The 12,944-nt window shown below is 60.7% G+C and carries 10 protein-coding genes; 5 read left to right on the top strand and 5 right to left on the bottom strand.

What is annotated here, in order from left to right; translation table 11 throughout:
• The first annotated feature begins 1 nt into the window (after window position 1).
• The gene (locus AGR1_RS16925) at window positions 2-1,258 is read left to right on the top strand and encodes a D-amino acid dehydrogenase (protein WP_149147641.1); all 1,257 of its coding nucleotides are present in this window, start codon (window positions 2-4) and stop codon (window positions 1,256-1,258) included.
• Between the two features lie 47 nt (window positions 1,259-1,305).
• On the opposite strand, the gene AGR1_RS16930 is transcribed toward AGR1_RS16925, so the two are convergent.
• Window positions 1,306-2,016 (bottom strand): GntR family transcriptional regulator, encoded by a 711-nt coding sequence (locus AGR1_RS16930; protein ID WP_080795950.1) that lies wholly within the window; start codon window positions 2,014-2,016, stop codon window positions 1,306-1,308.
• Between the two features lie 179 nt (window positions 2,017-2,195).
• Between AGR1_RS16930 and AGR1_RS16935 the strand changes: the two genes are divergently transcribed.
• Window positions 2,196-2,708, top strand: coding sequence for a BA14K family protein (locus AGR1_RS16935; protein ID WP_149147642.1), 513 nt, complete (start codon window positions 2,196-2,198; stop codon window positions 2,706-2,708).
• 89 nt (window positions 2,709-2,797) lie between these two features.
• Here the strand turns inward: AGR1_RS16935 and AGR1_RS16940 are convergent, their stop codons facing one another.
• Together AGR1_RS16940 and AGR1_RS16945 are read right to left on the bottom strand one after the other, a co-directional pair.
• Window positions 2,798-4,162 carry a sigma-54 dependent transcriptional regulator gene (locus AGR1_RS16940; protein ID WP_149147643.1) on the bottom strand — a complete coding sequence of 455 codons (1,365 nt, stop codon included), beginning with the start codon at window positions 4,160-4,162 and terminating at the stop codon, window positions 2,798-2,800.
• 1 nt (window position 4,163) lies between these two features.
• Entirely contained in the window at window positions 4,164-6,005 is a 1,842-nt protein-coding gene (locus tag AGR1_RS16945; RefSeq protein WP_149147644.1) for a sensor histidine kinase, read from the bottom strand.
• 236 nt (window positions 6,006-6,241) lie between these two features.
• Here AGR1_RS16945 and AGR1_RS16950 point away from each other — a divergent pair, with 236 nt between their 5' ends.
• A complete protein-coding gene (locus AGR1_RS16950; RefSeq protein WP_149147645.1) occupies window positions 6,242-7,588 on the top strand; it encodes a dicarboxylate/amino acid:cation symporter in 1,347 nt (448 codons plus the stop codon).
• Window positions 7,589-7,704: 116 nt separating this feature from the next.
• On the opposite strand, the gene AGR1_RS16955 is transcribed toward AGR1_RS16950, so the two are convergent.
• Window positions 7,705-9,057, bottom strand: coding sequence for an aspartate aminotransferase family protein (locus AGR1_RS16955; protein ID WP_149147646.1), 1,353 nt, complete (start codon window positions 9,055-9,057; stop codon window positions 7,705-7,707).
• A 36-nt stretch (window positions 9,058-9,093) separates the two neighbouring features.
• Window positions 9,094-9,828, bottom strand: a complete 735-nt coding sequence (locus AGR1_RS16960) for an SDR family oxidoreductase (RefSeq protein ID WP_187772212.1) — start codon at window positions 9,826-9,828, stop codon at window positions 9,094-9,096.
• Between the two features lie 235 nt (window positions 9,829-10,063).
• Here AGR1_RS16960 and AGR1_RS16965 point away from each other — a divergent pair, with 235 nt between their 5' ends.
• Together AGR1_RS16965 and AGR1_RS16970 are read left to right on the top strand one after the other, a co-directional pair.
• Window positions 10,064-11,710 carry a GNAT family N-acetyltransferase gene (locus tag AGR1_RS16965; protein ID WP_080795941.1) on the top strand — a complete coding sequence of 549 codons (1,647 nt, stop codon included), beginning with the start codon at window positions 10,064-10,066 and terminating at the stop codon, window positions 11,708-11,710.
• A gap of 60 nt (window positions 11,711-11,770) precedes the next feature.
• Entirely contained in the window at window positions 11,771-12,925 is a 1,155-nt protein-coding gene (locus AGR1_RS16970; RefSeq protein ID WP_149147647.1) for an amidohydrolase, read from the top strand.
• Window positions 12,926-12,944 lie beyond the last annotated feature (19 nt).

A 12,944-nucleotide genomic window follows, 5' to 3' on the forward strand; every position in this document is an offset into this window, starting at 1 on the left:
CATGAACGTCACTATCCTCGGAGCCGGCGTCGTCGGCGTGACATCAGCCTGGTATCTGGCCAAAGCGGGACACAAGGTGACGGTGATCGACCGCCAGCCTGCCGCAGCGCTGGAAACCAGCTTCGCCAATGCTGGTGAGGTTTCGCCAGGCTATTCCGCTCCATGGGCCGCCCCCGGCATTCCGGTCAAGGCGATGAAATGGCTGTTCATGAAACACGCGCCGCTGATCATCCGCCCGACGGCCGATCCGGCCGCATGGCGCTGGATGAGCCAGATGCTGCGCAACTGCACCTCGGCGCGTTACGCCATCAACAAAAGCCGTATGGTGCGCGTTGCCGAATATAGCCGTGATTGCCTGATGGCGCTTCGCGACGAGACCGGCATCGAATATGACCAGCGCATGCAGGGCACGCTGGAAGTATTCCGCACCCAGAAGCAGTTCGATGCCATCGGCAAGGATGTCGACGTGCTGACGGCGGGCGGCGTGCCTTTCGAGATTCTCGACCGCGACGGCTGCGCCGCCATCGAACCCGGCCTTACGCCCGCCAAGGAGAAGATCGTCGGCGGCCTGCGTTTGCCGGGCGACGAAACCGGCGACTGCTTCATGTTTACGACTGAACTTGCACGCATGGCAGAAGAAGCCGGCGTTACCTTCTTTTACGATACCGGCATCATGCGCCCCATCGTTGAAGCAGGACGCGTCAAGGCCGTGGAAACCACCCGGGGGCTGGTGGAGGCCGATATTTTCGTCGCCGCACTCGGCAGCTATTCGCCGCAATTCCTGCGCCAGCTTGGCCTTACCCTGCCGGTTTACCCGGTCAAGGGTTACTCCATCACGGTTCCGATCGTGAAAGAGGAGCGCGCGCCCGTATCCACGGTCATGGACGAGGCGTTCAAGGTGGCGATTACCCGCCTCGGCTCGCGCATCCGCGCCGGCGGCATGGCTGAAATCGCCGGCTTCAGCAAGGATTTGCCGGCCGCGCGCCAGGAAACACTGGCCCATTCGGTGGAAGACCTGTTCGGCGGCGCGGGTGACCAGACCCAGGCGAAATTCTGGTGCGGCCTGCGCCCGATGACGCCGGATGGTACGCCTGTCATCGGCGCCACTCGATACAGCAATCTTTATCTCAATACCGGCCACGGCACGCTCGGCTGGACCATGTCCTGCGGCTCCGCCCGGGTGCTTGCCGATCTCATCAGCGGGAACAAGCCCGAGATAGATACGCACGATCTGGCGATCAGCCGTTACGCCGCCTGACGCGGAATAGAAAGCCCTTCCCGCCGGCTAGGCGGGATGGGCAGCGATCAAAGCGCCAGCGCGTCCTTGAGCGCCAGTCCTTCCTTCATGCGCAGATCGAGATCAGCTTCGATGTGGTCGAGATGCCGCAGCATCAGCGCACGGGCTTTTGCCGCATCCTTCGCCTCCAGCGCATCCAGAAGGTCGGCATGGTCATTATGGCCGCAGCTAGAGACACCCGAGCGACCGTAAAGCGCAATGACCAGCGATGAACGGGCCACCAGCTCATCCATGAATTTCTCGAGAATGGCATTGCCGGCAAGCGCGGCGAGCATCAGGTGAAAATCGCCCGACGCCTTGATCTCCGCACGTCTGGCGGTTGGGCCGCGCTCAAGCTGGTGGCGGCTTTCCTCAACCAGATGCTCCCTCAGCTTCTTCGCTGCCGCAGGAGTGATTTTTTCGATCGCCGCATCCACCACGCCGGGTTCGATCAGCCGGCGCGAGGCAAAAACCTGCCGCGCCTCATCCGGCGTCGGGTTGGAGACGAAAGCGCCCCGGTTTCGCTCTGCCTTGACCAGCCCCTCATAGGCCAGCATCTGAAGCGCTGCCCGCACCACCGTGCGGCTGACCTCGAACAGGGTTCCCACTTCCGCTTCCGACAGTTTCGTTCCCGGTGCGAGCCGTCGGTCGACAATGGCATCACGCAGCGTATCACGAATGGCCTGTGCTCGGTCTTCATGCGAGGAATCGGGATTGACGGTAATGTGGGAAAGGCTCATCGGTGCGTCCTGTTTCATCCTGAGTTCTAGCGCGAAGTACGGCGCGCGCAAACAGGAATTGCGGGCCGCCGCCCGTCCGCCACAATTCATTCAGCGCCCGTTCAGCAGCCGGGCTGTATTTCCTTAACCATCGAATTTGCAGCTGGCAGCGCCCTGCCACTTGGATGGAAGAAAACACCATGTCGTCCTTTGCAGCTAAAACAGTTCTGACAATCGCTGTCGCCGCCGCTACCATTGCTCCCTTGAGCAGCGCATCCGCTGGCGACTGGGACCGTCATGATCGTCGCGACGCGGCGATTCTGGGCGGTGTGCTCGGTCTTGCCGCCGGTGTCGCCGTCGGCTCCGCAATGTCGCGCCCGGCACCGGTGGATGATGAGCGCGTCTATATCGACCCGCCCCGTCGCTATGAGCCGAGCTACGTGTATGAAGAGCCGGATTACCGTTATTATCAGCCGGCACCGCAGCCGGTTTATCGCCCCGCTCCGGTCTATCGTCCGGCACCGGTTTACCGCGCCCAGCCGGTCTATGACAATAATCCCGGTTATTACCAGCCGCGCCGGACCTACCGTACCATCGAGCCCTGGACAAATGCCTGGTACGATTATTGCTCGCAGCGCTATCGCAGCTTCAACAGCCGGTCCGGCACCTATGTCGGTAACGATGGTCAGCGCCATTTCTGCGTAGCAGGTTGATCGGGAAGACCGCCAACTTAAATACTGCCGTTATTGTCAGGCCGCGGATGGAAACGTCCGCGGCTTTTCCATGAGCGCTCCGCGCTGCCTCACGCCGTACCGCTTTTCACATAATCCGCCCGGTTGATGCCGTGGCGCTGCAGCTTGTCGTAAAAGGTCTTGCGGGCAATACCGAGCGTTGCGATGGTATCCGCCACGTCTCCGTTCGACTGCTCCAGCGTTTCACGGATGATATGGGCCTCGATCTCGTCCATGCGCTCCGGCAGGGTGCCGGAAGCCGGAATGGCGGATTGCGAGGCGGACGCAGCCGCCGGTTCCGCCTCCAGGCCCAGCACCACCCTTTCGGCGAAATGCCCGAGTTCCCGGACATTGCCCGGCCAATCATGCTCCTGAAGCCGCCGGGACGTGCCGGCGCTGATTTGCGGCACCGGCATGTTGAAGCGGTTGGCAGCCTTGGTGACGAAATGGGAAAACAGGAGTGGAATATCCGCCTTGCGTTCGCGCAGCGGAGGAATGGACAGCGTTACCACATTTAGCCGGTAATAGAGATCCTCGCGAAAAGTGCCGCGTTCGGCCGGATCGCCGAGATCCACCTTTGCGGCTGCGACCACGCGAATATCGACCGGCCTTTCCTCGTTTGAACCCAACGGCGAAACTTCACGCATTTCCAGCACACGCAGCATCTTCACCTGAACGGCAAGCGGCATGCTTTCGATCTCGTCCAGAAACAGCGTGCCGCCGCTAGAATGTTCGATCCGGCCGACACGCTTTTTCTGCGCGCCGGTAAAAGCCCCCGGTTCATGGCCAAAAAGCTCGCTTTCGATCACCGTTTCCGGCAGCGCACCGCAATTCAGCGCCACAAAATTGCCCTTCGCGCGCTTCTTGCTCCAGCGGTGAAGGGCCGTCGCCACCACTTCCTTGCCGCTGCCCGTTTCGCCCGCCACCAGCACGTCCACATCCGTATCGGCGATGTGCCGAAGCGTGGTGCGCAGGCGCTCCATGGCGGGCGTCTGCCCGATCAGCGGCAGATCATCCTCCGCCTGTCCCGCCGCCCGGCGGAGCGCGCGGTTTTCCAGCACGAGGCGGCGTTTTTCCAGCGCCCGGCACGCGCTCTCCACCATGCGTTCGGCGGGAAAGGGTTTCGCGATGAAATCATAGGCGCCGTTGTGAAGCGCATCGACGGCCATCGGCACATCGCCATGGCCGGTGATGAGGATAACCGGCAGGTCGGCGTCGATCTTGCGGACATGGTCGAAAAAGTCGAGCCCGGTCATGCCCGGCATGCGCACATCGGTGATGATGACACCGTCAAAATCTTCGCTCAGGGCCGCAAGCGCCTGCTCGGCGCGGGAAAAGGAAGTAACCGGTAATCCATCGAGTTCCAGCGTCTGCACCATCGCCTTGCGCAGTTGGGAATCGTCGTCCACCAGGAATATGGTTCCACCTGCCATCATGTCATGCTCGCTTCAGATATACGGAAAAAGACGTGCCTGCCTCGCTACTCGTCACCTCGATACGCCCGCCATAATCGGAAGCAATGTCGTTGGAGATTACGAGGCCAAGTCCGAGGCCACTTTCCTTTGATGTGTTGAAGGGCGAAAAAAGCTGGGCGCGGATGGCCTCCGGAATGCCGGTGCCATTATCGCTGACCGAAATCACGATCATGTCGCTCTCCTCCCGCACCCGAACCTCGACACGAGCGGTGTCAATCGTTTCAGTGGCTTCCAACGCGTTTTGCAGGAGGTTGATGAGGATTTGTTCGAGCCGGATACGGCTGCCGAGCACCTTCAGATCCTGATCCGGCAGGGCGATATCCAGCGCATCCATCTGCCCTGAAAAACGGCTACGCAACAGCATGACCGCACCTTCGATGACCAGCCTGACACTCACGGGTTCGGCGGCGGTGCGGCCCTTGCGCGCCAGTATCTTAAGGTCGGTGGTGATAGTGCCGATACGCTCGGTGAGAGCGGCGATATCTTCCAGATTTTCATTGGCTTCGGCCAGACGATCGCGTTTCAGCAATGTGCGCGCATTATCGGCGAAAGCGCGGATGGTCGCCACCGGCTGGTTGATTTCATGCGCCACACCCGCGGCCACCTGCCCCAGAATGGAAAGACGGTTGGCCTGCACCAGCTCGTGCTGCACGTTGCGTAACTCGCCGGTGGTCTTTTCATGCAGGGCGATTTCGGCCTGTAAATGATCGCGTGTTTTCGTCAGGTCGCGGGTGCGCTCCTGCACCTTCATTTCCAGTTCAGCACGGGCGCGTTGCTCCTCTTCTTTTTCCTTGAGCGCCTTGTGCCTGCGCCACAGCCAAAGGGCCGAAAGCGCCATCAGCGGCATCAGCGTCGCCAGAGCCACCACCCTGCCCTCACGAATTATGGCGTTCAGCGTCGGCGCCACCGGCTGGAGATAATGCAGCGTCCATGATGTCGTCGGCACCGGCACTTCCAGCCGCAGATAATCGCCACGTGCACTCCCCGGTTCATCGACATGAATGAGCGGAACGCCCTCGCTCGCGCGCCGCGCCGCGCGAAACGGCAGCGTTGAAAGCGCCTCATTGCCGAATTGCAGGCTCTCGGAAATGATTTTCCGCTGCGCCTCGTCAATAGGTGCGACGGTTTTGAAGCGCCATTCCGGCACGCTGGTCATCAGCACGACGCCGTTTCTGTCGACCACATAGACCGGTTTGCCTCCGATGTTCCAGTCGGTCTCAAGCCGATTGAACTCAACCTTGGCAATGACAACGCCAAGCGGCCGCCCGTCGGCGGCGTCGATGCGGCGGGAGATATAAAGACCCGGCCGGCGACTGACATTGCCAAGCGCATAATGTTCGGACATGCCGGTCTTCATCGCCGCCTGGAAATATTCGCGGAAAGCATAATTGGAGCCGACAAAGCTGTCGTCCTGCCGCCAGTTACTCGACGCGACGGTAAGTCCGGTCGGCCCAGTCACATAGATCACCGAGGACTGCGTGCCTTCGATCAGACCTTCCAGCTTGCGGTTCAACCGGTCGAGAGCGGGAGCACCACCGCCATCCAGCGCGGCGGCAAGATCGGGATCTCCGGAGAGGACAAGGGGAATGGCGCGCGGCCGCTCCAGCGCGACATTCAGGAGCGCGATCTTCAGTTCGGCATCCGTGGCGGCCTCGGAACCGGCCATGCGCAGCGCCTGATTGCGGGCGAACTCATCGGCCACCAACAGAACGCCAAGACTGACGAGCAACCACAGGCCCGCCAGCGCCAGCCATTGCGCCCGCCGCTTCGCCTGGGAATGAGGTGCCTGATCCTGATAGGTCATTTGGCAATTGTGCGGATTTACGCACAGATCGCAAGAGATTTTGTCCGGAGTTCCACACAGCCGCCCATGAGCCGGCGAAGCTTCAATAAAAACTACTTTTGAAATCAGCCGGTTACGGCAAATAAGCAAGTCTGGCATGCGTATTGCACATGACTCGGCAATCGGCGCGAAGCCGTCAACGACACGGCGATCCCGGGAGGCCAATAAAGGCAGGGTGAGGCCGAGGAGGAAAAAACATGATCGATACGACAGCCGTGGCCGCAGGCCAGGCCAAGCAGCCATTCTACAAGCACCTGTATTTCCAGGTTCTGGTGGCCATCATCGCCGGTATCGCGCTCGGCCATTTCTATCCGGCCTTCGGCGAACAGCTGAAGCCACTCGGCGACGGCTTCATCCGCCTCGTCAAGATGATCATCGCTCCCGTCATCTTCCTCACAGTCGCAACCGGCATCGCCGGCATGAACGACATGAAGAAGGTGGGCCGCGTCGCCGGCAAGGCCATGATCTACTTCCTGGCGTTCTCCACCCTTGCGCTCATCGTTGGACTCATCGTCGCCAACACCGTGCAACCGGGCGCGGGAATGAACATTGATCCCGCCACGCTGGATGCCAAGGCAGTCGCGACCTACGCTGACAAGGCCCATGAGCAGACCATCACCGGCTTCCTGATGAACATCATCCCGACCACCATCGTCGGCGCATTCGCCAGCGGCGATATCCTGCAGGTGCTGTTCTTCTCGGTGCTCTTCGGCATCGCGCTCGGCATCGTCGGCGAAAAGGGCAAGCCCGTCACCGATTTCATGCACGCCCTGATGTATCCGATCTTCAAGCTGGTCGCGATCCTGATGAAGGCCGCTCCCATTGGCGCTTTTGGCGCGATGGCCTTCACCATTGGCAAATACGGCATCTCGTCGGTCACCAACCTCGCGATGCTGATCGGCACCTTCTACATCACGTCCTTGCTGTTCGTCTTCGTGGTTCTCGGTGCGGTCTGCCGCTATAACGGCTTCTCCATCGTCGCGCTTATCCGCTACATCAAGGAAGAACTGCTTCTGGTTCTCGGCACGTCGTCTTCCGAAGCCGCCCTGCCGGGCCTAATGAGCAAGATGGAAAAGGCGGGCTGCAAACGTTCCGTCGTCGGCCTCGTCATCCCGACCGGCTACTCCTTCAACCTTGACGGCACCAACATCTATATGACGCTGGCCGCTCTCTTCATCGCACAGGCGACCGGCATCCATCTGTCCTTCGGCGAACAGATCCTGCTGCTGCTGGTGGCCATGCTCTCCTCCAAGGGCGCGGCCGGCATCACCGGCGCGGGCTTCATCACGCTCGCCGCAACCCTGTCGGTCGTGCCGTCGGTTCCGGTTGCCGGCATGGCGCTGATCCTCGGCATCGACCGCTTCATGTCGGAATGCCGTGCGCTCACCAACTTCGTCGGCAATGCAGTCGCCACAATCGTCGTCGCCCGCTGGGAAGGAGAACTGGATCAGGACCAGCTTGCCCGCGTGCTGAGCGGCAAGGAAGAGTTCACCGGCATCGCCGATGTGGATCAGCTTCCGGCATCGGTCCAGCCGGCCGAATAACACGACCTCCCAAGGTCCTGCCTGTCCCGGTTTTCCCGGGCAGGCAAATACAGAAAGCCCGGAGCATCTTGCGATACTCCGGGCTTTTGCGTTGCGGGACTCCCAACCGTGCAGTGTCAGCCTTTCGCGGCCGATGCCTTATCGAGACCGCGCCTTACGCTGGCGAACAGATCGTCCAGCTGCTCGGCCGTGATGATTAGCGGCGGGCAGAAGCAGATGGCTTCACCGATAGGCCGAGTGATGACACCCTCCTCTTCGATGGCCGCGGCAAGGGCGAGCGTGGTATCGCCCGGCTTCATGCCTTCCCACGGTTTCACCTCCAGCGCGCCGATCAGGCCGATGCCGCGCGAGGAATGAATGAGCGGATGATCTGCAAGCGCCTTCAGATGACTAAGAAACTTGCCCTCCAGCCGGGCGACATTACCGACCAGATCGCGCTCCTGAATGATTTTCAGGTTTTCCAGTCCCACAGCCGTCGCGACGGGATGGCCGGAGGCAGTGTAACCATGGCCGAAAGAGCCGATACGGTCGGATTCGTCGGCAATCGGCTGGTAGAAATTGTCGTTCATGATGATCGCCGAAAGCGGCATGTAGGACGACGAAATCTGCTTGGAGACGACAAGCACGTCCGGCTTGATGTCATAGGTCTCGCAGGCGAACATCTTGCCGGTTCGGCCGAAACCGCAGATCACCTCGTCCACGACTAGCAGAATATCGTATTTCTTCAGGATCGCCTGCACGCCTTCCCAATAACCTTCCGGTGGCAAAAGAACGCCGCCGGCTCCCATCACCGGTTCACCCCAGAAGGCCGCGACGGTTTCGGGACCTTCACGAAGGATCATATCCTCCAACTCCCCAAGGATACGCGCGGTGAAATCCGCTTCGCTCTCGCCTTCCTTGCCGAAATGCACATAGGAGGGGCAGGCCGTGTGCAGCATGCGGTCCAGCGGCAGGTCGAAGCTCTCATGGTTGCGCGGCAGGCCCGTGATCGAGGCCGAGGCAATGGTCACGCCATGATAGCCCTTGATGCGACCAATGATCTTCTTCTTGTCCTTCTTGCCCAGCGCGTTCGAGCGATACCAGACCATCTTGGCAACGAGATCGTTGGCCTCGGAACCGGAAGAGGTGAAATGCACCTTGGACATTGGCACCGGTGAAAGCTCGATCAGCAGCTCGGCGAGATCGACCGACGGGCCGTGCGTCTTGTAGGAAAAGGTGTGGTAATAGGGCAGCTTCTGCATCTGCTTCGTGGCCGCTTCCACCAACCGCTGTTCACCGAAGCCGAGCGCCACCGACCACAGCCCCGCCATCGCCTCGATATAGCGCTTGCCGCTGCTGTCGGTGACATAGATGCCCTCGCCGCTTTCGATCACCAGACCGCCGGTCTTTTCGAATTTGCGCAGATTGACGTTCGGATGCATCTGATAGGCGATGTCGCGTGCCTCGACAGAATTCGGCAGGATTGTCATCGATAAAGGCTCCATTTTCGGTTGATGCTCGGCGCGTCAGACGTGCTGGCCGCCATTGATGTGAATTTCCGCGCCGTTGATGTAGCTCGACTGTTCCGAGCAGAGGAAATAGATGGTCTGCGCTACCTCGGCGGTGGTGCCGAGTCGCCCAAGCGGCACCTGGGCGTCGACCAGTTCGGCCGTTCCGGGGGAAAGGATGGCGGTGTTGATCTCGCCCGGCGCAATCGCATTGGCGCGCACGCCGCGCGGGCCGAACTCGTGCGCCAGTTCCCGTGTCAGCGCCGCAAGCGCCGCCTTCGACGTGGCATAAGCCACGCCGGCAAAGGGATGCACCCGTGAACCGACAATCGATGTGACATTGACGATGGAACCCTTTGCCGCTTCCAGTTCCGGCAAAAGCGAGCGGGCGAGCAGTGCCGTCGAAACGAGATTGACGTTCAGCACCCGTGCCCAGATATCCGCCGTCGTATCCATGACACCGAGGCGGTTACCGCCCTCGCCCTTCGGCGAAATTCCGGCATTGTTGACAAGCGCCGCAAGCTTTCCCTCCGGCAGGCGTGAGCGCACCTCGTTCGCCAGATCGTCGATCCGCGACAAATCCTCGAGATCGGCCTGGATATGGCTCTCGCGCGCCGATGGCCAACGGCATTCCTCGGAGAACGGTTGCCGCGATACCGTGAGAATTCTCCAACCTTTTTCCTGAAACAGCTTGACGGTGGCGTGCCCTATTCCGCGGCTGGCGCCGGTCAAAAGCATGAAAGGAACAGCCATATGAGAACTCCTGTGCCACGCGGGCCGTTGAGCCGGCCGCGCATTCAGCCCGGCATGTTAGAGCGCCGCCACCGGCTGACAAGGTCTTTTTTGTCGCGGCGCGGCGTTGGCGGATCGGCGACGGGCTAATCCTATTTGATGCACGGCTTTCACCCGAAGGGAATATTTGAAGCCGACCGTTTACCCATAAAATGAAGCCTCCCGAATGTGTGATCAGTATTGGGAGGGGGCAAGAATGCGCATCGATATCATCGACACGGACGCCGGCTTCGAGGCGATCCGCGAAAACTGGGATGCGGTGTTCATGGCCGATCCCCATGCCCGGCATTTCCTCTCCTGGGGGTGGCTCAGGGATTACATGCCGCGCCGCAGGCGCTGGTTCATTCTTGCGCTGCGCGAACGACAGGAAGGCTCGGCCTATGTGGCGTTTTTCCCGCTGCGCATCGTCACCGAACCGGACAAAAAAACCGGACGCTTCCACGACAGCATCGTCATGGCCGGCAATGCGGCGGCGGATTACACCGGTTTCATCACCCTGCCGGATTATGAAAATCACGCCGTCGCCGGCTTTTGTTCATACATACGGCAACAGAACTGGACCGAGCTGAAGCTCGATTATCTTTGCGGCCCGCCGGAACGCCGCGACGCGATGATCCGCGCACTTCAGGGCCCGCTCGTCATGTTTCGCGACAACATGCCGACCAACCCCTACAACATCAACAATTGCATCTGCCCGGTGGTGAGCCTGCCGGAGACGTTCGACGGCTATCTCGACAGCCATATGAGCAGCCAGACCCGGCAGAAGCTCAGGCGTTTCCTGAGAAAAGTAGAGGGCGGCGACGAATATCGCATCACCTTTGCAACGCGGGAAACAATCAGGCGGGATATGGACATCCTTTTCGATTTCTGGCGCATCCGCTGGGCGCCGCACAAGGGCAAGGAACGCACGGAGCTTCTGATCGGCGCGACGCGGCAGATGCTGATGGATGTCTATATCCGTGGCGATCTGGAAGTACCGGTATTGTGGTTCGGCGAACAGCCGCTGGGGGCACTCGCCAATATCATCGACCGCCAGAAGAAATCGGTCCTGTTCTACATTACCGGCCGCGACGAAAACTGGAAGACCCCTTCCCCCGGCCTCGTGCTGCATGGCCATTGCATTCGCAGGGCAATCGAGCAGGGTTTTAAAACCTATGATTTCCTGCGCGGCAACGAGCCTTACAAATATTTCTTCGGGCCGGAGGAACAGAAGCTGAGCTGCACGCTGTTCCGTACCCGCTCAGGCGACAATCTCGGCGGCAAGCTTCACCCACGCAGCATCCGTTTTGTCTACGAACAGGCCCTCAAACTCTACAAGACCGGCCAGAAGGCGGCCGCCAATATTGCCTTCGCGCAGGTACTAACTGCGGCGCCGGACCATCTCGGCGCGCAATTCGGGCTCGCCAATCTATTGTTCGACCGGGGCGAATTCCGGGAGGCCGAAATCGCCTTTCTCAGCCTTCTGGCCGCCGGGCAGGAACCCGTCGTCCTTTGGCTGCGTATCGGCGAGGCGCGGCTGGCGCAGCAGCACTACCACGAGGCGTCCGAGGCCTTCCGCCAGGTGACCAATCGCGCGCCCTTCCACCGGGAAGCGCTTTACAAATGCGCCGTGGCGCTGATTGCCGCTGAAAGAACGATGGAAGGTGCGGAAATCCTCGACAGGCTGCAGCACTATCACTCGGACGATGCAGCCCATCTGGAATATGCGGAAAAGGCCCGTGCAGCCCTTGCCCGGCTGGAACTGGCAAAGGCCAAGGTTCCGCTGCCGGCCGATGTCGTCACGCTCTCCATCAAGCCGAAAGCGGCGGGCAAACGCTGGCACCCGCCAAAGGTTTTGCATTAAAGGCAACGCCCTGTAAGTTGCGGCAGGAAAAACCGGCCGGACGACTTGCAAGGATTTTTGATGTTTCTGCCCAACAACGACATGCTCGATCTCATTGAGCTTCGCCATGATCTGCACCGTCATCCGGAAGTTTCCGGCGAGGAGAAGCAAACGGCGCGGCGCATCCGCGCTTTCCTCGGGCGGGCGCAGCCCGACCAGCTTTTCACCGATCTCGGCGGCCATGGCGTAGCTGCAGTCTATGACAGCGGCAAAAGCGGCCCGGCGATTCTGATCCGTTCGGAACTCGATGCTCTGCCGATTCACGAAAAGAGTGACGCCGAATACCGCTCCGGCACCGACGGCAAGGGCCATCTTTGCGGCCATGACGGCCACTCCACCATTCTGACGGCGCTGGCGCTCGGCCTTGCCCGGAAGCGGCCCGCGACCGGCCGCGTCATCCTGCTGTACCAGCCGGCGGAAGAAACCGGCGCGGGCGCCGCCGCCGTCCTCGCCGACCCGCGCTTTGGGCAGATAAAGCCGGATTATTCCTTTTCGCTTCACAACCTCCCCGGCCTTCCTTTCGGCCATGTCAGCGTCGTGGAAGGTCCGGTCAACTGCGCGTCACGCGGGGTCAAATTCCGCCTTTCCGGCAAGACCGCGCATGCGTCTTCGCCCGAACATGGCATTTCCCCGATGCAGGCAATATCCTGGCTGATGCCGGCCTTGGCCGAACTGGGCTCCGGTTTCCCGCCTGAACCCGATTTCTCGATGGTGACGATAACCCATGCCGTGATGGGCGAAGCCGCCTTCGGCATTTCCCCGGCCGATGCTGAAATCTGGGCGACACTCCGGACACTGACCGACGACCGGATGGAAAAACTCTGCGAGGCTGCGGAAACGCTGGCTAAAAAGGCGGCGGACGAACAGAAGCTGACGCTCGACATCACCTATGACGATATTTTCCTGCATTGCGAAAATGCGCCCGACGCGGTCGGGCACATCCGGCAGGCGCTGGACGAGGAGAAAATCTCCCACGGTTCGGAGGGTCTGCCAATGCGGGCTTCCGAGGATTTCGGCCGCTTTCGCGCCGTTTCGTCATCGGCGATGTTCTTTCTCGGCGCAGGCCGGGATTATCCCAACCTGCACAATCCGGATTACGACTTTCCGGATGCGCTGATCGGCACCGGCGCGCGTATCTTCATGCGCATCATCCGCAACCTGTCCGACACAAAATAGCAGCGGCCGAAGACATCCA

This window comes from Agrobacterium sp. B1(2019) (assembly GCF_008274755.1).
Classification (GTDB): domain Bacteria; phylum Pseudomonadota; class Alphaproteobacteria; order Rhizobiales; family Rhizobiaceae; genus Agrobacterium; species Agrobacterium salinitolerans.